Source organism: Rhizobium ruizarguesonis (assembly GCF_017357285.1).
In the GTDB taxonomy this organism is placed as follows: domain Bacteria; phylum Pseudomonadota; class Alphaproteobacteria; order Rhizobiales; family Rhizobiaceae; genus Rhizobium; species Rhizobium ruizarguesonis.
The window spans coordinates 927,020-949,888 of record NZ_CP071678.1 but is presented as its reverse complement, the minus strand read 5'-3'; the positions used below and the strand labels follow the sequence as shown (position 1 = coordinate 949,888).

16 protein-coding genes and 1 pseudogene are annotated in these 22,869 nt (G+C 59.7%); 7 read left to right on the top strand and 10 right to left on the bottom strand.

The window, feature by feature from the left end:
- Positions 1 to 2: 2 nt before the first annotated feature.
- A complete protein-coding gene (locus tag J3P73_RS04565; RefSeq protein WP_130771129.1) occupies positions 3 to 542 on the bottom strand; it encodes a hypothetical protein in 540 nt (179 codons plus the stop codon).
- A gap of 91 nt (positions 543 to 633) precedes the next feature.
- On the opposite strand from J3P73_RS04565, the gene J3P73_RS04560 reads away from it, so the two are divergent.
- A complete protein-coding gene (locus J3P73_RS04560) occupies positions 634 to 987 on the top strand; it encodes a MarR family transcriptional regulator (protein WP_130771128.1) in 354 nt (117 codons plus the stop codon).
- A 92-nt stretch (positions 988 to 1,079) separates the two neighbouring features.
- Here J3P73_RS04560 and J3P73_RS04555 read toward each other — a convergent pair whose 3' ends face one another.
- The 5 genes from J3P73_RS04555 to J3P73_RS04535 form a co-directional block, all read right to left on the bottom strand.
- Positions 1,080 to 1,751, bottom strand: a complete 672-nt coding sequence (locus J3P73_RS04555) for a response regulator transcription factor (RefSeq protein ID WP_130666519.1) — start codon at positions 1,749 to 1,751, stop codon at positions 1,080 to 1,082.
- 36 nt (positions 1,752 to 1,787) lie between these two features.
- Positions 1,788 to 2,564 carry a 3-oxoacyl-ACP reductase FabG gene (fabG, locus tag J3P73_RS04550; RefSeq protein WP_130690865.1) on the bottom strand — a complete coding sequence of 259 codons (777 nt, stop codon included), beginning with the start codon at positions 2,562 to 2,564 and terminating at the stop codon, positions 1,788 to 1,790.
- Positions 2,561 to 4,270 (bottom strand): acetolactate synthase catalytic subunit, encoded by a 1,710-nt coding sequence (locus J3P73_RS04545; protein ID WP_130771127.1) that lies wholly within the window; start codon positions 4,268 to 4,270, stop codon positions 2,561 to 2,563. Before J3P73_RS04545 ends, fabG begins: the two co-directional genes overlap by 4 nt.
- Before the next feature lie 2 nt (positions 4,271 to 4,272).
- Positions 4,273 to 5,634, bottom strand: a complete 1,362-nt coding sequence (locus J3P73_RS04540) for an aspartate aminotransferase family protein (protein ID WP_130771126.1) — start codon at positions 5,632 to 5,634, stop codon at positions 4,273 to 4,275.
- Positions 5,635 to 5,738: 104 nt separating this feature from the next.
- A complete protein-coding gene (locus J3P73_RS04535) occupies positions 5,739 to 6,437 on the bottom strand; it encodes a GntR family transcriptional regulator (protein ID WP_130771125.1) in 699 nt (232 codons plus the stop codon).
- Between the two features lie 245 nt (positions 6,438 to 6,682).
- On the opposite strand from J3P73_RS04535, the gene J3P73_RS04530 reads away from it, so the two are divergent.
- The 4 genes from J3P73_RS04530 to J3P73_RS04515 all read left to right on the top strand — a co-directional run bounded on the left by J3P73_RS04530 (position 6,683) and on the right by J3P73_RS04515 (position 10,632).
- A complete protein-coding gene (locus J3P73_RS04530; RefSeq protein ID WP_130680371.1) occupies positions 6,683 to 7,792 on the top strand; it encodes an ABC transporter ATP-binding protein in 1,110 nt (369 codons plus the stop codon).
- A 1-nt stretch (position 7,793) separates the two neighbouring features.
- Positions 7,794 to 8,702 carry an ABC transporter permease gene (locus J3P73_RS04525; protein WP_130690861.1) on the top strand — a complete coding sequence of 303 codons (909 nt, stop codon included), beginning with the start codon at positions 7,794 to 7,796 and terminating at the stop codon, positions 8,700 to 8,702.
- Between the two features lie 70 nt (positions 8,703 to 8,772).
- Positions 8,773 to 9,543: an ABC transporter permease gene (locus J3P73_RS04520; protein WP_130772191.1), complete on the top strand. Its 771-nt coding sequence runs from the start codon at positions 8,773 to 8,775 to the stop codon at positions 9,541 to 9,543.
- Between the two features lie 33 nt (positions 9,544 to 9,576).
- The gene (locus J3P73_RS04515) at positions 9,577 to 10,632 is read left to right on the top strand and encodes an extracellular solute-binding protein (protein ID WP_130723612.1); all 1,056 of its coding nucleotides are present in this window, start codon (positions 9,577 to 9,579) and stop codon (positions 10,630 to 10,632) included.
- Positions 10,633 to 10,681: 49 nt separating this feature from the next.
- On the opposite strand, the gene J3P73_RS04510 is transcribed toward J3P73_RS04515, so the two are convergent.
- From J3P73_RS04510 to traA, 3 genes are all read right to left on the bottom strand, one after another.
- Entirely contained in the window at positions 10,682 to 11,923 is a 1,242-nt protein-coding gene (locus tag J3P73_RS04510; RefSeq protein ID WP_130696595.1) for an 8-amino-7-oxononanoate synthase family protein, read from the bottom strand.
- A gap of 124 nt (positions 11,924 to 12,047) precedes the next feature.
- Positions 12,048 to 12,731 (bottom strand): winged helix-turn-helix transcriptional regulator, encoded by a 684-nt coding sequence (locus J3P73_RS04505; protein WP_130697630.1) that lies wholly within the window; start codon positions 12,729 to 12,731, stop codon positions 12,048 to 12,050.
- Positions 12,732 to 13,693: 962 nt separating this feature from the next.
- Positions 13,694 to 18,331, bottom strand: a complete 4,638-nt coding sequence (gene traA / locus J3P73_RS04500; protein WP_130771124.1) for a Ti-type conjugative transfer relaxase TraA — start codon at positions 18,329 to 18,331, stop codon at positions 13,694 to 13,696.
- 326 nt (positions 18,332 to 18,657) lie between these two features.
- On the opposite strand from traA, the gene J3P73_RS04495 reads away from it, so the two are divergent.
- Complete coding sequence (locus J3P73_RS04495) at positions 18,658 to 19,644, top strand: nucleotidyltransferase and HEPN domain-containing protein (RefSeq protein ID WP_245002710.1); 987 nt, start codon at positions 18,658 to 18,660, stop codon at positions 19,642 to 19,644.
- A 165-nt stretch (positions 19,645 to 19,809) separates the two neighbouring features.
- Positions 19,810 to 20,096: pseudogene (locus J3P73_RS37470) on the top strand (hypothetical protein); the annotation flags it as partial.
- 59 nt (positions 20,097 to 20,155) lie between these two features.
- Here J3P73_RS37470 and J3P73_RS04490 read toward each other — a convergent pair.
- Positions 20,156 to 22,735 carry an autotransporter family protein gene (locus J3P73_RS04490; protein ID WP_245002709.1) on the bottom strand — a complete coding sequence of 860 codons (2,580 nt, stop codon included), beginning with the start codon at positions 22,733 to 22,735 and terminating at the stop codon, positions 20,156 to 20,158.
- Positions 22,736 to 22,869: the final 134 nt, after the last annotated feature.

Here is a 22,869-nt window from a genome sequence, read left to right as displayed (position 1 = left end):
GATCAGTACCAGACCCGCTGCGTCGCCGCCCCGTCGATCGTCACGTCGACATAATGCGGCTGCGATCTGACGTTCGGGCGGGCGGTCGGGTAGCCCATGCATTGGCGCCGTCCATCCAGCAGCTGCCATCGCGGGGACCGCACCGAACCGTTGCTGAAATTATACTCGTCCCCAACATGAGGGCAGAATGCATCGCTCACCGGCTGGAGGGCTGTCGACACGCAGGTTGTTTCCTGCCCGCGCGGACCATAATCGCTTTCCAGCCGATATCCGGTTTCGCAGTAATACGGCTCATAGCCCGGGCGCGAACTGTGGAAGGTGGCGCCACTGCATGTCGGGAACGAATGCCCCTCGGCAAGCTCGCGCCACAGCTTCTGGATCGGCGGCCGGCATTCCGCGAACTGCGTCGGGCCTCCAGGGTTGGAGAGGCACAGGATAACTTCGCAACCCCAATCATTTGCTTGCGCCCTGCCAGGTGAAGTAAGGTAGGGTGGCAATATGCAGCAGACCGCCACGACTGAGTTGAGCAGAAGGTTTTTCATGAGCACGACCCTTCAAAGGACATCCCATTGCGGAAGAAGTGGTTTGCCTGTAGAGCAATTTATACTGAATTATATAACACAGTAAAACAGCATGACAAGAGCACTCACGACCCAATGGCGGAATCTGGCCTTCTCAGGTCTCATCCTGCATGAGATCCTCGATCATCCCCTCGAAGACGAGACGCCTCAGGCAAGGCTGAAGCAGGTCGGCATGATGACGATCCTCTACAGCATGAACCAGGCGCATCAGAAGCTAACCCTTTCCAGTATCATGGAAATTACGGCTCTGACGCGCACTGGCGTCAAGGAGACGGTCGATCTCCTGGTCAAACGGGGGATGTTGGACGAGACGATCGTGAAGAACTCGATGGGTCGCGGAACGGCGCGTCAGTTCGAGATTTCGGAGGAGCTTCTAGAGAAGCTGAGCTCGTTCGGAGCTGCGTGACCAAGGAATTAAAGCGACGAATTTCCCGAGTCGTTGAATTGCAATAAACGGCCCCCCCCCCGCAAACCCGTCAGAGACCAGGATATGCGGCATCAATGGTCGTGGTAGTCAAGAACGTAACCCGCCCCATAAACGGTGCGAATCCTCAGATTGCGGAGTCCTGCAAACGCTTTTCGGAGCCGGCCGATATGCACGTCAACCGTCCGGCTTTCCACTGTGTGCGGATCGGGCCAAACCGCCTCAATGAGTTGCTCGCGGGTACTGATCTGGCCCTGCCTTTCTAATAGAAATCTAAGAATTTTCACCTCCATAGGCGCAAGCGTTATTATCTTGCCTGAAACCACGACGGCTTGCGGACCAAAGACAATGTCGGCGGCGGCAGCAAAGTTTGGCAGAGTCGAAGCCTCCGACCGCGGGCTTATGCCGTGGAGAAAGGCGAGAAGCTTTGAGGGCGACAAAGGACGCGTGATGCCTTCGTCCAGCCCGGCCTTGATCAATTGCAAGTGCTGTGCACGTGTGTCCTCGCTGACAAGTGCACCTACCGGAAGCCCTGAATCCTTCAAAAGAGCAAATAAGGGCGCAACATCACTCGGCCAGCCTGCACAATCCAGGACGACAGCGGAAAGCTCTGCTGATGCGCAGGCGTCCACGACATCGTCGTCATTTGCAGCAAGACGAGTCTCGAAACCCTCACCACGCAGAACGTGCGCGAGGAGCAGATAAAGCTCGGCGTCCTGCGAGCAAACCAGAATGATCGGAGCCATGTTTATCGCCCTTTCCCCCGTGACGAAACGGCAAGCTCAGCTCGGCACGAACTCGCCACCGTTGACATCTATGATGGCTCCGTTGACAAACCCGGCATCCTCCGATGCCAGGAACGCGATCACTGCGGCGACGTCGTCCGGAGCACCGAGCCTGCCGGACGGGATGCGGGCGAGCGCGTCGATGTTTATCTTGCTTTGCGGGGAGCCTGTCAGTGGCGTCACGATGCGACCTGGCGCCACGACATTCGACGTTATGCCATAGCGGCCGTATTGAGAGACCAGCACGCGGGACAATCCTGAAAGTGCGGCTTTGGACGTCGCATAGCTCGCGCCGGCGATCCGCGGTCTCGTCCGGCCCGCAAGAGACCCAACGAAGATGACGCGTCCATAGCCGCTTTCCTTCATGGCAGGCAGAACGGCCCGGCAGCACAACATCGTCCCTGTCAGGTTGACGGCGAGCACGTCGTTCCACTCTTCAAGGGTAAGGTCGGCGACGTGAAGAGGGCCATCGGGACCCTTCGGCGAGATCCCCGCGTTGCAGACGAGGATCCCAGGTGCGCCCAAGACACGGGCGACTTCGCCGAAAAAGGAAACGACTGCCGCCGGTTCGCGGAGATCAACTTTTCTCGCAAGCGAGCGCTCTGGTCCAAAAGCCTCGGCAAGCGCGGCGCCCGCGGCGATGACGCTTGCTTCGCCGTGGCTGAAGACGGCAACCCGATGACCCGCCTTCAGCAGGCGAAATGCGGTGGCAAGACCGATCCCGGTGGTGCCACCGCTGATGACCGCAACATGTGGGCTGCGGTCAGCACTCATGCCGCGTGATCCATAGCAGCAAACAGCGAAAGGGGTGGATGGGCGCCCGCCTCTGTCATGACCTCAATCAGCAAGGGCCCTTCTCCAGAGAGACCACGCTCGAGGTATCGAAGAAGATCGGCGGGATCGGAGATGCGGACTGCCGGGCAGCCGCAAGCTTCGGCAATCCGCCGATGATCGACGTCGGCGAAGCTGCAGGCAGTCGTGAAGCTGCCGAACTTCGCAGTTTCAGCATCACGTTGGAAGCCAAGGACCCCGTTGTTCAAAACGACGATGAGTATGGGTAGCTTGCTCCGCACCATGGTCTCCAACTCCGCCCAGCTATGCGCGAAGCCGCCATCCCCCACGATGGTGACAACTGGCTTGTCCGGCTTCGCCGCTTTTGCGCCGAGCGCAAGTGGTAAGCCCCACCCGAGTCCAGCAAGGCCGCGCGGCGACAGGAAGCGCATACCGGGGGAAAGAGCCCGCAACTGGCCGGCTATCCACATCGAAGAATAGCTCGCATCGGAAACAACGGTCGTATCTGCCGTCAGCACTTTTTGCAGGTCGGACATGACCCGCTCGGGACGGATCGGACTTTTCTCTGAACGAGCAACAGATTGGCGCTCCATGTCAAACGAGCGCCAAAATCCAGCGATACGAGCCGTCAACTTATCGCGCTGCGATGCGCGGTGCGACAGATCGCGTCGGGCAAGCGTGCTACGCAGCGCGCTTATAGTTTCGGCCGCATCGCCTGCCAATCTGATCGCTTCGTAGGTACGTCCGATTTCGGTGGGATCGACATCGATGTGGATGACTGACGCGGACCGAGGAATTTGGCGCCAACTATCGGTGCCATTCTGGTTGGTTCGCGTCCCGACCAGAATGACGAGATCGGCTTCCTCGACAAGGGCAAGCGTGTGCCGTCCAAGCGATCTCGGCCCGACGAGAGCGCCGAGAACGCCTGCTGACAGCGGGTGGTATTCGTCGACCGCGCCCTTTCCCATATTGGTCGTCAGGACGGCAAGCGAGGCTTCGTCCTGTAGTGCAGAAAGCTCGCCGGCGGCATGGCTTGCGTGGACGCCTCCTCCAGCGATAACGATGGGTGCGTGGGCTGCGGCGATCATCGAGGCCGCGCGCTCGATGTCGCTATCGCGCGGACGCAACCGATCGAGCGGCCAGTGGCCTAGCACAGCCTCACGACGAAAGGGCGAAGGGGCTATCTGCTCCCGCAAGAGGTCGGCGGGGAGCAGGAGAGCTGCCGGTCCTGGCCGGCCCGAGGCGGCTGCCGTGAAGGCCGCATCGACATAATCGTCGATGCGCTCCCCTACGAGCACCTTTCGCACCCACTTCGTGCAGGATTGGAATAGGGTAAGATGATCGAGTTCCTGGAATGCATTACGATCGGCCTGGTCTCGCTCGACATCCTGGACGAGAGCAACGAGCGGAACGCTAGCCTTCAGCGCTTCGGCCAGCGGCGGAACGAGAAGCGTTGCGGCTGGTCCGTTCTGCGCTGCTACCACACCGACCTTGCCGCATAGGCGAGCGTAGCCGTCAGCCATGGTCCCTCCCATGTTTTCCTGACGGTAGGCGACTTGACGGATGCCGATTGCTTCGGCCGCAAGGATAACCGCCGAAGGCAGGCTCTGAGCAAAGATATGGGTGACGTCGTGCCTTTTCAGGGAAAGAGCGATCCGCTCGGCGACGGTTGTATGATCAGTTGCCATGGTCACATGCCTGCTTCGGTTGGAGTTGCTTCGAGGATTGAAAGGAAGTCTGCGAAGACTGCGATGACCGCATCACCGTCAGCTGTCGTCATTGCCGTCGAAAGGCACGCCGCAGCGCCATTGGGAAGTAGGATGCCGCAATTGAGGAAATGTCTGGAGAGGCGGCCCATCAACTCGGCCTCGTCCGGCGCGAGATACGCTTCGCGGAAGTCCGTTGGCTGCTTTCCTTTCGGATGGATGCGAAATAAGGACGCCGCCCCCGTCACGCTGAAGGCTGCGCCGTGGCGCTCGATTTCCTTTCGAAGCCCAGCCCGGATACGGTCGCCGAGGCTCTCGAGTGAAGCGAATGCGCCATCCGTCATCGCTTCCATAGCGACCCGGCCTGCGACCATCGACACGGGGTTTGCCGAAAACGTGCCGCCTTGCGGCAGCAGCGGCTTGCCGCTGTCGCTTGCGAACACCCGCATCACGTCCTTGCGCCCGCCGATCGCCCCGACGGGAAAACCGCCGCCGATGATTTTGCCGGCGGCGACCAAATCGGGGTGAAGACCATAGCGCGCCGACGCCCCCACATATGACTGCCGCAGATTAAGGACCTCATCGGCCACGATGAGAATCCCGTATTGCTTCGCGATCGCCTCGACAGCGGCAAAAAAGCTCGGTTCGGGAGCTATCAGCCCGGCGCGGCTCGGCATCGGATCGATCAGGATACAGGCCAGTGAAGGGGCCGCCGAAGCAATCCGGCGCTCCAGATCCGCGATGTCGTTGAAGCGGATAACCGTCACCTCCTCACCTACCGAAGAGGGCATACCGCGATAGGCTGGTACGGCTGGCGACCGCAGCGGGTCATTCCATATTGCCGGCGACACTGCCTGCCCCGTTTCCGCCCAATCATAGGCGCCGTGATAGGCACCTTCTATCCGTGCGATGCCCGGCCGGCAGGTGAAGGCGCGGGCGGCCTTGATCGAAAACATTACCGCCTCGGTCCCGCTGTTGACGAAACGAATATGTTCGATCGCCGGAATGCGCTCGATCAACAGCTCGGCCAGAGTGATCTCGTGCTCAGTCGGGTTGGAGAAACACGTTCCGCGATGAAGCAGATCCGCAACCGCGTCGGCAACGGGAAGGAAGCCGTGGCCGTGTATCAGCGTCGTGAAATTATTATTCAGGTCGAGGAGGCGATTGCCGTCGACATCGATGAGGTAGGCTCCCTCCCCGCGCGAAATGTAAAGCGGGCTGGGCTCGTGATCTACCGTGACCCGCGTGATCCCGGTCGGAAACACGCGGCGACCCTTTTTGAAGAAATGTTCGGACCGCGACCGGGGAAATCCCCGGCCATTGCGCAAGATATCAGGGTGAAACATTCGATCTTCTCCGGCAAACGGGTCGCGGCGCAACCCTTCATAATTTTGTTATAACAAAAATCATGAACCCGAAGAAGTTGCAACAAAAAAATCCGGCTGCGATGTTATTGCCGCTTGAGACGCTGCTGCGCTGCTTTCTTGAGGCGCCGATAGCCGTCTCGAATATCGTTTTCCATTGCGGCACGGACCGCAGAGGGGTCTCTATCCACCAGCCCTTCAATCGCGGCCAGGTGGTTGTGGACACCGTATTTTGCTTCCGCAAACTCTGGATAGAGGTCGTGGAATGAAGCGCCGACCCTTAACCACAGAGCCTCAATGGTCGAAAGGAGGTGCGGCATCTCGCACAACCGGTAGATCGTAAAGTGGAATTCCTTATTATCGTGAAGAGCATCGCCGTAGCGCTTTTCGTCGAGCGACAGTGTGATTTTCTCCTGCAGCGCCAAGAGCTTGTCCGCTATATCATCGGTCGAGCGAAGCGCGCCTTTCTCCGTCGCCAACCCTTCGAGCGCAAGCCGCATCTGCGTGACTTCGTAAAGTGCCGCAAGATCGAGATGCGGAACGATGACGGTTTTAGGACCCACCATGACGAGCGCGCCCTCAAAGACCAGGCGGTTGATTGCCTCGCGCGCCGGTGTTGCACCAACGTTCAGCATTTCGGCAACCGAACGGATCGGTAACTTGTGACCGGGCTTGTAAGCACCCCGCGCGAGCTGCTCCTTGATGGATGAATAGGCGAAGTCGCTAAGGCGCCCAGACTGCAAATCCGACGCCGACAATTCCTGTCCAGTTGTATTTTCGTTCAAAATTGACCCCCACGCGTTGACACCTTCACATTTTTGTTGCAACAAAAATGAATTACACGAAAACTGATACCGTAATGTGACATCATAACGGTATCGTGAATATTAGCAACGCCTTGGCCCCGGACGGCCATGCCCGGAACAAGCTGCCGGTCTTGCCGGCATGACACTCACAGCACCTGGCGCCGCACGAGCGGAACCGGGAGGGTTCAATGCGTGGCAAAGCACGCAAATGAGGAGATATCATTTTGATTGGTGCGCCTGTTTTCATCGATCGCATAGGCAAGATCTACGGCAGCCAGACTGCCGTTGGCGCAGTGACCCTGGATGTTCCGGCAGGCGAATTCCTGTCGATCCTCGGTCCCTCCGGATCGGGCAAGACGACGCTTCTGACAATGATCGCCGGTTTCGAAAGCCCGTCTGCCGGACGCATCATCATCGACGGGCGCGATGTCACCGCCGTATCGCCCGATCGCCGCAATATTGGGATGGTCTTCCAGCGGTATGCCTTGTTCCCGCATTTGACCGTCGCCGAAAATATTGCCTTTCCCCTGAAGATGCGCGGCATCCGCAAGGACCTCAGAGCAGAACGGGTTGGCCGGGCGCTCGACCTCGTCCAACTCCCGGACTATGCCAAGCGCTATCCCCACGAACTTTCCGGCGGCCAGCAACAGCGGGTGGCGGTCGCGCGCGCAATCGTGTTCGAACCGCCTGTCCTCTTGATGGACGAGCCACTCGGGGCACTGGACAAGAAGCTGCGCGAATCCATGCAGATCGAGATCAAGCAGCTGCAGCGGCGCCTCGGTGCAACGGTCATCTACGTGACGCACGATCAGGAGGAGGCGTTGACGATGTCCGACCGGATCGCCGTTATGGCAAAGGGGCAGCTGGCGCAGCTCGGAACCCCGGCGGACCTTTACTGTAATCCGCAGAGCGCCTTTGTGGCCGATTTCATCGGCAAGATGAACTTCCTGACTGGAGAATTCCTGGGCGAGACCGCTGGCCGCCAGACGATCAGACTGGGTGACGACGTGGTCATTGATACACCCGGTGCTGCCCATGGCTTCGAGGGTTCGGCAAGGATAGGTGATCGCGTTCGGCTCGCGCTACGGCCCGAGCGCCTTGGCCTTGCAGCACGTGGCGCAGGGGGACAGAACGCCCTCCCCGGCCGGATCGAAACGTCGGTCTTTGCCGGCTCCTTCGACCTTCATCTCGTTCGCTCCGATTTCGGAAGCGGAGAGATCATTCAGGTCCAGATCCCTGCTGATGGAAAGAGGGTGCCCTTTGCAATGGGGGCACTCGTGGATGTCATCGCCGAACGCGACGGCCTACGGCTCTTTGCGATCGCGGAGGCATGAAATGACCATGGCCGTCGATAATCTACCCCTTGCACCAACCCGTCCAGCAAGCTGGATTTTCTCACGCTCGGCGCGCCAGTATTCGCACGCGCTGACGCTCCTGCTTATTGCACCGTTGATGCTCTTACTGGCCGGAGGCTTCATCTATCCAATTGGGCGGCTCGTCTCTTTGAGTCTAATGGCGCCAGGATTCACGCTAGAGCATTACGAGCGGATCGTCACCGAGCCACTCTACATAGAAGTCCTGCTTCGCACGTTGCAGACGGGTGCAATCGTAGCAGTGGCGAGCCTGCTGCTCGGATATCCGGTTGCCCTTCTCATGGCGCGTGCCAAAGGCAAGATTGCGATGATCGTATCGGCCGCGGTGTTCGTGCCACTATGGACCTCAGTGCTGGTGCGATCCTACGCCTGGATCGTGCTGCTGCAGCGAAACGGCATCGTTAACGGTCTGCTGATCGAGAGCGGCCTCATTAGCAGTCCGTTGAAGCTTATCTACACCGAAGGCGCGGTGATCCTTGCGATGACGCATGTTCTCATGCCCTTCATGATCCTGCCGGTCTACAACGTTCTTCGCACTATTCCTGCTGAGTACGCCCAGGCCGCCCGCAATCTCGGCGCCGGCCCGATCGGCGCGTTCCTGCGCGTGACCTTGCCGCTCAGCCTGCCCGGAATCTTTGCCGGATGCGTCATGTGCTTCATCCTCGCGATCGGTTTTTATATCACGCCGGCACTCGTCGGCGGGCCTGGAGCATTGATGATGGCAACACTCATCGGCCAGCAAACCACCGTTCTGCTTGACTGGCCGTTTGCCGCAGCGCTCGCGACCGTCCTTCTGACCACGACGCTGATCTTTGTCCTTGTGTTCCGCAAGGCGCTTTCCATTAGCAAAGGAATGAACAGTGTCAATTGAGCCCGCAGTCACCGCCTCATTCGCCCCCTCTCCCGTCAACAGCACCCATCGGCCTTACGGCAAAGCGGGATTGCGGCTCCTTGGGGGTTTCCTGATCGGAGCAATCCTGTTCTTCCTGGTCCTGCCGACGTTGCTCGTCATCCCGATTTCGCTGAACGACAGCAGCTATATCGAGTTCCCGCCGAAGGGCCTGACGCTTCGCTGGTATATCGACTTTCTATCTGATCCGGACTGGCGCGCGGCAACGATCTTCAGTCTGCAGATTGCGCTGGCGACGACGGTCGCTTCGACGGTTATCGGGACATTGGCCGCCATCGGGCTCGTTCGCGGCAATCTGCCGGGAAAGACCCTTCTGCAGGCGTTGTCGCTGGGGCCAATGATCGTTCCCCATGTCGTCTTTGGCGTCGCCCTTTATCTGGTTTTTTCCCCGCTCAGCCTGACCGGCAATTTCGCTGGTTTCTTGATCGCGCACACCGTGCTTGCTGTTCCCTACGTGATCATCACAGTGTCGGCAGCACTCGAGCGCTTCGACACATCCCTCGAGCTTGCCGCACTGAATTGCGGAGCAAGCCGGAGCCGGGCCTTTTTCAGCATTGTGCTTCCGAACATCGCGCCGGCGGTGGCTGCGGCTTCGGTCTTTGCGTTTCTGGCGTCGTTCGATGAGGCAACCGTCGCGTTCTTCATTTCCGACACCGGCGGAAAAACGATCAGCCGCAAGATGTTCGAGGACATCGATTTCAATCTCACCCCGGTGATCGCGGCAGTTTCGACGCTGCTCGTCGCGGTATCGCTGCTGCTCATGGGGACCATTCATCTCATTACAGGTCGCCGGGAGAATTAACGTGACCATATCAATCGGACAGAGGTAGAACCGATGAAAAAGCGAACGAAAACCAAGTCACTGCTTGCGGCTTGCCTCATGCTTGCTGGTGCGGGGTCGGCGCAAGCCGAGGAGCAGGTCATCATTGCGACCACTGGTGGCGCCTACGATGCGGCGCTACGAAAATTCTGGTTCGAACCGTTCACCGAAAAGACCGGCATCAAGGTTGTTTCGGTCGCGGCAACGAATGCCGAGATGCGGGCGAAAGCTGCGGCCATGGTCAAGACCGTCAACGTGACCTGGGACCTTTATCCGGACGGCGAGATCCAGGCGAGCGCTGAAGCGCATCGGCTGACATCTGAAGACTTGACCGAGTTTTGCAAGTCTTTCCAGGGTCGGCCAGACCTGGTCGAGGATGCCTGCGTCAGCGCCGGGGCCAGGCTTTTTTCGACCGCAACGCTGATGGCCTACGACCCGACTGCCTTCAAGGATGGGAATCCCTTGAGCTGGACCGATATGTGGAACCAGACAAAATTTCCCGGTGGTCGCTCGTTTCCAAATTTCGACGATCCGTGGCGGGTCATGGCTGCCGCGCTCCTCGCCGATGGTGTTCCGCGCGATAAACTCTTTCCGCTCGACGTCGATCGCGCCCTCAACAAGCTCGACGAGATTCGCCCGGCGATATCGCTCTGGTGGAAGACCGGTGATCAGAGCGTTCAGGGCTTTCGCAACGGCGACTACAGCATCGGGCAGATCTGGCTGACGCGCGCAAATACACTGAAGGCGGAAGGACGCCAGATCGCCTGGTCCAAGCAGGCGTCGTTCCTCGTCGGCGATCGCTTGACGATCATCAAGGATGCGCCGAACCGCGGAAATGCGTTGAAGTTGATCGGCTACTGGCTTGATCATCCGGAGGCGCAGGCCGGGGTGTGCGACGAACTCCTTTGCACGCCGCCGAGCCGCAAGGCGATCGATTTGATGTCGCCGGCCGCACGCGCGGCACTGCCGAGCGACGAGGACGTCCGGGATTACATCGTCATCCCTGACGCCCAATGGATCAACGACAATGCCGCGATGATGCTCGAGCGTTGGAATGCCTGGATCCGATGACGATCCATCTCCGGGCGGCCTTGCCGCCCGGAGATGTTGAGACGGATCTTTATCCCTTGAGTGCACGGTTGATGGCAGTTGCGACGTCGCGCACTTCGGAAGCCGTGTGGCCGGCAGTCGGGCATATCCGCAGCCCTGCCCTTCCCTTGGCCACTGTCGGGAAAAAGATGGCCGACGTATAGTAACCGGAATCAAGCACCAGTCTGGCAGCGCCGATTGCCGCAAGCTCGTCACCGACGACGACGGTTCTGATCGGGAGTCGGGACCCTGCCTGTGCGGTCGGCACCAGTTCGTCGAAAAGAGAGATGTGTTCTGCGAGTGCCCTTTGCCGCACGCCGAGTTCCGATGTGCGATGGAGCGACTGAGAGGCGAGGGCTGCGCCGATCGCGGCAACATTGATGGAGGCCGAGAAGGCGTGCGCGAGAGCAAAGCGCCGGAAGATCTCTTCCTGGGACGCAGTTGCGAGCATCAGCATGCCGCCAGACGCTCCGAAGCCCTTCCCGAGCGAGGCTGCGATGATCGTGCGTTCACCGAGACCTTCTGGCATTTGCGAACGGGCAAATCCCTCGCCTCTTTCCCCGAAGATCGATATGCCGTGAGCATCATCGATGTAAAGGAAGAGGCCGTATCGCTCCTGAAGCTCCCGCAACTCCTTGATAGGGGCACAGCCGCCCATTGAATACACACCGTCGCAAACATAGGCGACCGTCTCGTTCTGGCGGCAAATTTCTTCGAGCGCCTGAAGATCGTTGTGGCCTATGGTTCGGACCTCACATTCTTCGGCAACGACGGGCTTATTGAAGGCGAGCGTTGCATGCGCGAGACGATCGAATACCATGACTGGTTTTTTGCCGCCCGTCAGAACGCCGGACGCAATCAGCGGAAGCGCGCTTACGTTGGCGGCAAGCACTGTTGTGTAGGTGATCACCCTCGCGCCGAAGAGATCAGAAAGAGCATCCTCGAGGTCTCCGAGGACTGCAAAATTGAGCCGCGTCCGGGCGCAGGACCAGTGCAGTGTTCCGTAGCGCCGAATGGTCTCGATTGCGCCTTCGATGATTGAGGGGTGATTGTCGAGGCCGAGATACGAGCAGCGGACGAAGTCGACGACGCGCTCCGATCGGTGCTCCGAAACCGGCAGCTCCACCGCTCGACCGTCAGAGGGATGGACATAGAGGGCCATCAAACCGTCGAGATGGGCGGCGGCAAAGTGGGGACTCGCGTGGCTGATCAGGCCCGCGGTGTTTCTGTGGGATGTTTTCGCCGATCCGGCACCCGAAACTGCCTCTTGCATGTTGTGCTCCCAAATGTTCAACGGAGTTCACGCTATGCGCGTGATCGTCGTTTATGCAACAAAGGCGACAGCAAATTTTCGAGACGTTTCGGTGAAGATGTGAACGTGGCGAAGTTCACATGCTTTAGGAGATGTCGAACGCGTATCCTTCCTTCGGCACGGTGCGGATCACATCGCGGCCAAGGACGCGCTTCAACGCACGCCGGAGGCGGCCGATATGAACATCGACTGTTCGCGGCTCGACGAATACCGGCTGTGGCCAGGCAGCGGCTATCAGTTCCGCACGGCTGAGAACGCGCCCCGCGTCACCCACAAGGGCACTCAATAGACGGAACTCGATCGGGCTCAGATTGACCGGCGTACCTCGCACCAGAACACGCCGGCTACTGACGTCCAGCTTCACATCGTCAAATATCGGAGTAAGGCGCCGAGCCGTATCGCCAGAGTAATTGCCTATTGCACCGTGAAGGTAAGACAGAAGCCGTTCTGGCGGCATTGGCCTTGTAAAGCTCTCATCTACGTTGGCTTTCAGGATGTCGAGATAGGCGGCCTTTTCGGCGACGAGCGCTATGAGCGTGACGTTGCTGGCAAGTCCCCTTCCCTTCAGACCCGACGCGATATCAGCCAGAATTTGTGAACCCGGCTGGCAGTCGACGATGATGGCTGCAGCGTCACGCTCCGCCGCGGTGGCCACGGCCTCGCTCGGAATATCGACGAGCATCGTCCGGTATCCGGCTCCCTTCAAGATGTATGACAGCATTAAATAATAGTCAGCGTCTTGGGATACGATCGCCAGAAGTTCGCTCATCGCCTCGCCTCACCAGTTGCTGACCTCACCGCGACTACTTTTGATACGACAAAACTCTCAGAGAAGTGGCTCATGTTGATTGGAACCTCACGCCATGGCTTGTACAAATGCGCAATAGAATCGTAAAATCGCTATCACTGCGGGTATTTTTATAGCTTGCCTTTCCTTTTTGTTACAACATAATGTAGAGAGCGCGAAGAATCTCGCGCAAGAGCGCATATTTGCCAGGGACGGCACGTGATCGTGGCCCACTCGGTGGGATCGACGTCCGGCACAATTTGATGGCCTGTTTCCGGACGGTAACGGGGCTTTTAATGCGCGAAATGATCAAAAGGTTCTCGACCGGCAGCGCTGCGGCGACACCGGATTTTTGGAGTGATGCAGATGTTGGGGACATAAGCACTGCTGCCCGATCGCTTTACGGACGACATGCGAAAACAGCGGCTGCCTGGTGCGCACTATGCGCGCGCTACGACGGCCGCTCAGGTGACTTCAAATTTTGGGTCCGAATTTTCCAACATTTGGAGACAGAGGAGGTTGTGGAAATTCGAAAACCAAGGTGTGGGTCATAGGCTATGAACGCTTTGTCGGACGCATATCTCGCAGCTCCTATAGGTCAGCCGGTTTCGCGCTGATCATGCACGCTCGAAGCCGATATCGAGGACGGGACGCATGGGCGTGGGGCAGACAGACAGAGGGGATCTCCGAAGCGAAGGATCATGATCCAAGCAGCAAGCGCAGGGGGACTGGTTTTCTTGGAATACGATGGCTAAAAGTTCTGTCATGAAAGATGCCCGCCTCCGATGAAATCCAGCCTCGACCATCTGCCCGAGCGTAAACAGCGCGAGTTGGCCCGCGTTGTCGATATCCTGCACTTCAGGACGCGCTGAGGTAGATCTGCTCGGCACCAACCCCCATTCGGCTCCTCGGCCCGGCCGGATCCTTCGGTTCTTCGATGGACTTCAAAGATCGATGCCACGGCCACGGCTGACAGCCCGCTGACGCCGTTCCGAAATGATCCGCTCACCGCTTTCCCTGCGGACGGCCTGTTGCAGGACCTTCAACTTTTCCTGCATCGCTTCGAAGGCATTGTGCTGTGCGTGTGGCACGCGGGTGATGGGATCCTTTTCGCCGCGAATGATGGCACCACGGCCGAAGCGCTCGTCGAGCGCGCTGCTGACTGCGGCGAACTCCCGGCGAATGCTCGGATCAAGAGAAGCGGCATATGCGCTCATCTTGCGGCCATCGTTCTTCGCCTCAGCGGTCAGCCGCATAAGCACGTCTTCCGCCGCCTTCGACAGACCGGGAATGGCGACTGCCATGCGCCGACGCTCCTCGGCAACAACCCGGCGTTCGGCATCGAGCACATTGACATAGGCCGAACCGAGCGCGCGCAGGCGAGCCCCGGCTTCAAGCACCCCCTGCGCCGCCGCCTTCCGTTCCCGGCCGGAAGCCAACAGCCGGTCCATCAGGCGATCGGAACCGCGCAATGCGCCGTAGGCGGCCGGATCGTTGGTCACCGCGGTCGCGATGCGCTCGCCAGCGAAACCTTTGGCAAGCAGGTCTTCGATCTTGCCGACGGCGCCGGCTGGATCGCGCCAGATCGTACTTGCCACTGCCGCCAGCGCGGCGCGCTGCTGGCGATAAAGAGGATCTGAGAGCACACGAGACCTCGCCTCCTCGTCGACAGGGGTCTTGAACTCGGTGACGGCGGCAAGCATGGGCAGCACGGCGGCATTCTCCTTGTCTGCCTCCATCCCCTGATCGGCACTCGCCGCCGCGACGATCTTCGAACGATCCCGCCGCTCGACAAGATGCTGCTCGTCGGCAAAGCGCTTCACGGCCCCGAACAGCCGGGTCAACTTCTCGCCTCTGATGCTCGCGAGGTCTTCCGGCATACGCTCGATCATCTTGCGTTCGGCAACCGCATCGGCCTTCGAGGTGAAAGCGCTCCAGCCGAAGCGGGCGCTCAGCGCCTCGCTGACCGCCTTGACCTCCTGGACGATCGAGCGGTCTAAGGCGGCAAGCGCAAAGGCGGTCTTGTAGGCATCATCCCCTCCTTGCCTGCGCACCGCCTCGATCTCCATGAGACGTGTCATCGCCTTTTCGGAGAGTGCCGGGATTGGCAATGACATATGGGAGCGGCGCTGCTGCTCGCGGCTTTCGAACCGCTCGGCGTTTCTTCGGAACTCCGTCGCATGGGCGCGGGCGAGCGGCAGCAGGTCCGCCAAGGCGGTGATCGCGGCATTTCGTTCGTCGCGTGCCGCACGACCATCGACGATGAGATCAGAACCACGCAGGCGGCCGAGCCGCTCCGGTGCTGCGGCGAGATCGTCGGCAAGCCTGCGCGGTTCGATGCTCGTATCCGATGCCAGGGCGTTCAGGGCGACAAGTGCTGCATCCGGGTCACGATAGATCTTTGCGAGCAGTGGCCGAAGTATTTCCTCCCGCTCCGTCCACGCTGGCGACGAACGCTGCGCCAGCCTCGCATCCTCCTCCACGCTCCTGGCGAAGCCTGTGGTGGATCGGATCAGATATCGGCCACGAACACCGTCTGCCTCCAAGACGGGTTGGGGTTCAGCCCGTTCCTCGCTGTAGGCGACCCGTCGTTCCCGCTCGATGATGAAGCCGAGCGCCACGCCCGCCCGCTCCCAGAGCTTTGCCAGCTGCTCGCGCCTCTCGGCAATCCCGGCCCACCGCCGGGAAAGGCTTTCCCCAACCCCGGCTGCGGCAAGCGAAAGATGATCGAGACCACGGCGCCGCGCGAAGTCGTCGGCATGCTGGCGATAACCAGCCTCGCTTTCAAAATCGAGCGTCGTGGTCTTGGCGCCGGAGCGTGACAGGCGTAGGGCGAGCTGCTTGAATAGGTCAGGCCGATGACTTTCCTGCTCGATGCGTTGCTGGCGAGCATCGGCGGTTTCGATCAGCTTGGCGGTCCAGACGTTGCGGTCGACCTCTCTTTCCTCGAACCGCTTCTGGCCAGTTTGTTCGTCGAGAATCACAACCTTGACTATGACCCGCTCCACTCCGTCCTTGCGCAGGGTCACCGTGTCGCCTTGCGAGATGCCACCTTCCTCGAGCGCCTTCGGCAAGCTGACGCCCCAAAGACGATGGACGGCTCTATCATCGGTCTTGACGTCGGCATAGGGACTATCGTCTGCATCCTCGTCATTCGGCCAGAACTTGGCTTGTCCCGTTTCCACGAGTGCGCCGGTGACGCCGGCAGCATGATCGACATGCGGCTTTAGTCCCCATTCCGGCTTCGCTTCGAAATCTTCCTTTGCCGCATAGAGATCGGCGCGGTCGCGATGCCGGGTCATCGACACATAGGTCAGGTGCTGGTCCATCATGCCGGTGGCGAGCACGAAGGTTCGGTCGACGGTAGCACCTTGTGATTTGTGGATGGTCACGGCATAGCCATGATCGACATTGCGATAGCTGTCCTCGCTGATGACGACATCACGGCCATTGTCGAGACGGACCGAAAGAAGTGTGTCGCCGCGTTTGTCGCCGGTGGAAACGACCGTGCCGAGCATGCCGTTCTTGACATGTTCCGGACCAAGACGGGGAGCACGTGGCTCGAGGAAACGGGCATTTGCGAGGAAGATGATGCGGTCACCGGCGGCGAAGTCCCGCGCACCACGTTCGGTTTGGAATGCGCGGCTCTCACCCAGCGCGCCCTCGCCTGTCATCACCGATCGCAGTGCTTCGTTCAGACGCGCGACATCCTCGTTGGTGTGGGCGAGTACAAGAAGCTCGTCGCCGCGAAGACGACCGTCATTGCCTTCGCGGACAGACGTTTCGATTGCCCGTTTGCGCGCTTGGCTCCAATCGGCGACGATCCGATCGATCGTTTCCGCTCGTGTCCCAGCCTCGACCAGGTGGCCATGTCGGGCATAGGCGTCGAGGCCTTGCTCCACCTCGCCGCGCGCAAAAAGCCGTGACGCCTCGCGCGCCCATTGCTGGTGCTGGCGGCGCACACCGGCAAGTTCGGCAAAACCGATGCGTTCGGTGATCGCCCGGAACGCTGCACCCGCCTGGATCGGCTGCAGCTGCATCGCATCGCCGACCAGCACGACTTTCGCCTGGGCTTGCTCTACGATGTCAAGCACGCGGGCCAACTGCTGTGACGACACCATGCCGGCCTCGTCGATGACAAGCACGTTGCCGCGTTCGGGCAACTCGCGTCCATTGGCCCAGGCGAGTTCCCAGGCGGCCAGTGTCCGCGACCTGATGCCAGAACTGTCTTCCAGCCCTTCGGCGGCTTTCCCGGCAAGGGCAGCACCGATCACCCGGCGGCCATCGTGTTCCCACGCGACACGGGCTGCGGCAAGCAGGGTCGATTTGCCGGCGCCGGCAAGACCGACGACGGCGGCAATGCCATTGTCCCGCGTGACATGATGGACGGCGTCGACCTGCTCCGGATCTAGCTTGAAGGGTTTTTCCGGATCGTCGGTTTCGACGTTCCTGATCGCGGCTGCAACCACCCGATCGGAAACGGCAAATCCGCGGCACTCCGCCAAAAGCTGCGCCGACCGCGCCATGTCATATTCGATGCGAAGGATCGCGCGCGTGGTGAAGACGGCGGGTTCGCTCGCCTTACCCGTTTCGGCATCGATCTGCTGCGGCTTCAGCATGATGAGATCGTCCGACGCCATCAGCCGCGCGCGGATATTGGCGAAGACGGCGGGATCATCGACGTATCGATGCAGCGCCTTGGCGATATCGCGCTCATCGAAGGTGGAGCGTTCATTGCTCAACTGCTTCAGCAGGAGCGCAGGATCGGCAAGCAGCCGGTCGGCCATCTTCTGGCGACGGGCAAGATCAGCCGGCGCAAAATACATCTCGGCACCCCTGCGGGAGAGTGCTGCCTTCTCCGGACCGAGATGTCTTTGCGCGATGCCATCAAGACCCTGTTCGGCATAGGAACGGCCGTCGAGCCGGATCTCGTGGCCGGCAAGCGCCAGATACCGGTTGGCCGTCTCCGCCCAGGCGATCTTCCACGCCTGCAAGGTTTCCTTGTCGCCGCCCCAGGACTTATAGACAATCCGACCTGTGGGCCGCAGGGGCGTGACAAAACGCAATGGCTCGCCATTCTCTCCCAAAACAGGAGCGTTTTTCGGCCCGAAGCCCTTCTCTGTCAGCGGTCTCACGGTCGTCAGTAGATGGATATGCGGGTTGCCGTCCTTGTCATGGTAGACCCAATCGGCGACCATTGCCTCGGAAGTGAAATTATCACGGACGAACTCGCGCGCCAGCGCGATGTTCTCGGCCCGCGTCAGCTCTTCCGGCAGCGCGATGATCAGCTCGCGCGCCAGCCGCGCGTTTGTCAGCTTCTCGAAAGCTTCAACAGCATTCCACAGCGCTTCACTGGCACCGGCAACGGAACGCCCCTCGACCGCCGACCGCAGCCAATCCGGCGTCTGATCCGGCAGGGCCAGTTCCTCGTGCACCAGCTCGGAGGCGCCGCGCCGATAGCTGAACGACGTGCCGGCCAGTTCGTCCATCATCCTCGTGCGATGACGATAGGCGGCGGCCGCGACGATGTTGCGTCCCGCTCCCCGGCTGATCACCTGTGCTCTGACGAACATGATCGCCATGATTGTCCTCGCATATTCGGAGAAGTGGCACCAACGAGCGACATCGCTCTTTCGCAGATAGTCGGACCGAACGACTGACGCGCTCCGCGCTTGTCTCCGGTCGTTTTCGCGCCGGTCCATATCCCTGCGACAAATAAGCGATTTAACTGATTTATTCAAGATAGTATAATTGAAAATCTCTTTCACGCTTTGTTCGCCGTGGGGCACAGCGTTCCAACTACTCAGAAATCAGACGATTTTTGTCGCTAAGCGCTTGAAGCTTTCCATCAATCCCCAGCGTGGGTTGGCAACCGGACGGGACGTAAGGGCAAAACGGGAGTCGAGCAGTGCTAAAATTGCCAGTAGACGATATTGGATCTTTCGCCTATCGATTGCCTATGAAATCGTCGCTTGAACATATGCCGCTTCGCAAGCAGCGAGAACTCGGCCGGGTTCTCGAAATCCTCCACGAGGAATTCGAAGATGCGCTGAAAGAAGGCACGGCTGATTTCAAGAAGCGCGGCAGGATCCTAAAGATCATCCTGTTCGGCTCCTACGCCAAGGGCGGATGGGTCGATGAACCCTTCACCATGAAGGGGTATCGCTCCGATTTCGATCTGTTGATCATCGTCAACAACCGCAAGCTCTGCGAGTTCGCCGAATACTGGCACAAGGCAGCGGACCGGCTGATCCACGAAGCCTCAGTCGAAACGCCGGTGAGCTTCATCGTCCATTCCAGACGCGAGGTGAACACCTACCTCAAGGAAGGGCAGTATTTTTTCTCAGATATTCGCAAGGAAGGCATCGTCCTTTATGAGCTCGACGATAAGCCGTTGGTCGAGCCCGAGCCCCTTTCGAAGGAGGATCGGCTACGGCTGGCGAAGGAGCATTTTGAGCAAAGGTTTAACGAAGCCAGCGCTTTTCTTGCAACAGCTGAATTTCAACTCAGCAAGTCGGAAAGGACCGGGGACGCCTGGTCAAACCTGTCCTCATTCAGCCTGCATCAAACACTCGAACAAGCCTATTCCTGCGTTCTGCTCACTCTGACCAATTACGGCCCGCCATCGCACAACATCAAGTTCCTGCGCTCACTCGCCGAGGAGCAGGACCGTCGCCTGGCCGAAGCCTTTCCGCGTGATCAGCACAAGGAACGCGCTTGGTTCAACACATTGAACGAGGCCTATGTGAAGGCTCGCTATTCAAAACATTACGAGATCAGCGAGGAGGCTCTTGGCTGGCTTGCAGAACAAACTGCGTTACTGCTGAGGCTGGTCAAGACGGTTTGCAAAGGGCACCTGGAGATCCTTAGGAATAATTGGCAGCGACATAACTAAGCGAGTTTCGCAGTCATGCTGTTGACCTGCTGCGTGAGTGGATTCACAAATCGTGGAACCCCTGACGAAAGTTTTCATCATGTCAGCAGCCTAAACGCTTGCGTTTTGACGTAACGCAAATCGGAATGGTTTGGAACTGGGCCCATATGACACCTACTCCAATGAGATCGATATCAGCCAAAGTTCAGATGGCGCGAGACGTGGCCAGGACAAGGACATCAGAGTTTCACCGGTTCGACGGCGAAGAGTCTTTCGGCCGCATTCAGCCTGACCAAACGAGCGACGGCAAGTCGGGCGTGTGGAAGTGGAACGCCACCCACGTACGTTGGGTCAGAGAGCACTTATTGCCTTACAACGGATAGGAGGAGACCTCGCGCGAGGCATGCCGGAGGGTCGAGAAGCATTATGACAAGCTGCTGGAATTGCATGGCCGGCAGGGAAATGGCCCATAACGGACTAAGGCGGCGGCATCATGTTCTCGACCGAAGTGCATGACAAGAGTGGCATTACTCTACCATTTCGCGCTGAACACGACCTTCGCCCCGATGGCGTTGCTGCCGCCAAAGTCCTTGAGGCTGGTTCGGGCAAAGGCTTCGCCGTTGACGGCATAGCGGTCGTCCGCCCAACTGAGCGAGCCACCCATGCCAAGGCCGCCCCACAGCGCCTGGTTCTCGCTGACGAGGCTGGTCCCCGAGACATCGACATCCGAGCCGTCGAGGAAGTTGTAATAGAGATTGACGATGCCGTAGAGCTTCGAGCGGCCGATCTTTCCGGAGGCATCCTTCCAGTCGCTGTCGTAATCGGCCGAGATGCCGAGGCGGCCGGTCAGGCTGTCGCCATCATCAAGCGATACCGCAGCGCCATATTGATCGGTGAAGTCGTCGAACCGCACGGAGGAATAGGCGAGCTGCGCCTGCGGCGTCAGCGACCACCGGTTAGACAGCGCAATCTTCTGGCCGGCTTCGACACTCAGGCCATAGCCAAAGCCGTCATTGTCGTCGGCAAGCGTGGCGTGAAGCGTCGAGGATTTGAGATCACTGCTGTACCAGGTCACGCCAGCCTGAGTATCGATGTAGAAGCCGCTGTTCCCGTACCAGGTCAAGGTGCCTTCGAAGCCGTAGCCTGTCGTATCGATGTCGCCCTTGCCAAAGCGCGAGGAGACGTCCGCCGAGGCAGTATCGACAAGGAAGCTGAGCCCGCCGATCAAGACGCCCGCCCCGCTTTCATGCAGCATTCCGTCGACGCCCGCCCGCAGCGTCCAGCTGTTGACGTCGTATTCGGTGCCCGTTGTCGAGGTCTCCGGCTCGAGATGCGAGTGACTTCCGTCGATGCGTGTCCAGATCCCCTTGATAGGGTCGTTCGCGGCGGCGGCGGATTGACCATCGTCCACCTCGCGCCCGCCGGTGCGCTGGCGCAGCGTGCCGAATTCGTTGAGGCTCTGCAGCACGCCAGCATAGGCTTCGTAGAGCGGCACGGCCGGCGCGAGAACCGCTGAGCGCAGATACCAGTCGCCGTCAGCGGGGTTGCTGACGCCACCTTGGTAAAGCCGATAGGCATAGGCACCGGCGACAACGGCCTGGTCCCCTTCGAACACATAGTCGCCGAGCAGCGAGAAGGAGCCGGCCGAAGTGCCGCCGACATCAACGATTTTAATGCCTTCGACGGTCTGCGCTCCAACGCCGCCGAGGTTGATGACCTTGACATTGGTCGTGCCTGATGTGTCGCCAGTAACGACGAGACGATCGGTGGGGGAGGTGTCGCCGCCGAGCACGCTCTCGCTTTCGAGTGTGCCGCCGCTGCCGGTATAGTCGCCTGATATCGTCAGCGTTCCGATCGAGTTGCCGGGCGCGATGGTGCCGGCGTTGTCGGTCGTGCCCACCTGACCGCTGCCCTGGAGCCGTCCGCCCAGCAGAACATCCAACGTACCGCCGAGGATACCATTCACCGCCAGCGTGCCGGCTTCGACGATGGTGTTGCCAGCGAAGGCGGAATTGTCGGCGCTCAGGATCGTTCTACCGGTGCCGACCTGGCGGATGGTGCCGTTGCCGAAGATGAGATTGTCGAAAGTGAAGACGTCCGAGCGGTTGAAGGCGAGCGTTGCATTGTTGGTTATATCACCGAGGATGCTGCCGTCGCCGATCTGCAAGGTTCCGTCCTGAATATCCCAGTCCGTCGCAACCGTGCCGGTTCCAATCAGCGACCAGGTGCCAGTGCCGGTCTTCTCGAAGGTATCGAAGTTCCGGTATTTTGGGCCGATTTCCGAAACGTCGAAACTGTCGGTGCCGCTTCCGCCGAGCCGCAGCGTGTCGTTGGCCGCGGCTGCATTGCCGACGACCTCGCCGAAGATTTTCGAGCCGGCCTGAAGTTCCAGCGTGATGCCGTTCGTGGCACCCGGCGTCAGCAGGATCGCAATCTCTTCCCTGGGGCCCGATACGATTGTGCCTCTGTTGATCAAATTGAGGCTGACGGCAGCTGAGTTGGCGAAAATTGCGACTGACCAGTCTCCGCCATAAATAGTTCCGGTATTGACGATTGCGCCGTTGGTGGCAGAGGCGACCACAATACCGTTGCCGCCGAACGGGTTGCCGTCCCCGCCTCGCACCGTTCCATTATTGATGAAGGTCACGCCCGGAGCTGCGCTCACATCAATGAATACGCCGTCTCCGCCATCGTTGTCCGGGCCGAAACCGCCCGTGATCGTGCCGTTATTGATCACACTTGCGCTCTGCTCGAGCCTTACGCCGCTGCCTCCTTCTCCCTGCAAAGGAAACGACCCTTCTCCGCCCACCACATTACCCACGAGCGTGAACGACCCGCTTCCTCCTTGAAAGAGAGGCGTGAGGCCGTCGCCGCTCGGGTCGACGGAGCCGGACAGCGAGAAGCCCTGGGTGTCTATGGTGATCGGCTTGCCGGGTGCATTGAGTGCTGCGCTTGAAACCGAGAAACTCGTGGTCAGCTGGATCGTCGCGGTCGGGTCGGGGTCGGCATTCGCCGCCGCGATAGCAGCGTTGAGCTGCGCCTCACTGTTCGCCGTGTAAGTCGCCGCCGAAACCGGAGTAACGAACGGACAGCCGAGGGTCAGCGCCGCCAAGCAGATCCCTGAAAGAAGCTTCCTTTTCCTCGTTCTGTGAAACACATTGCTCGCCCGCATGAAGCCGCCCCTACAAATGCTCTTTCAGATTGACTTTAAGATGCAATTCAATCGGATTTGACAACTACATCGCG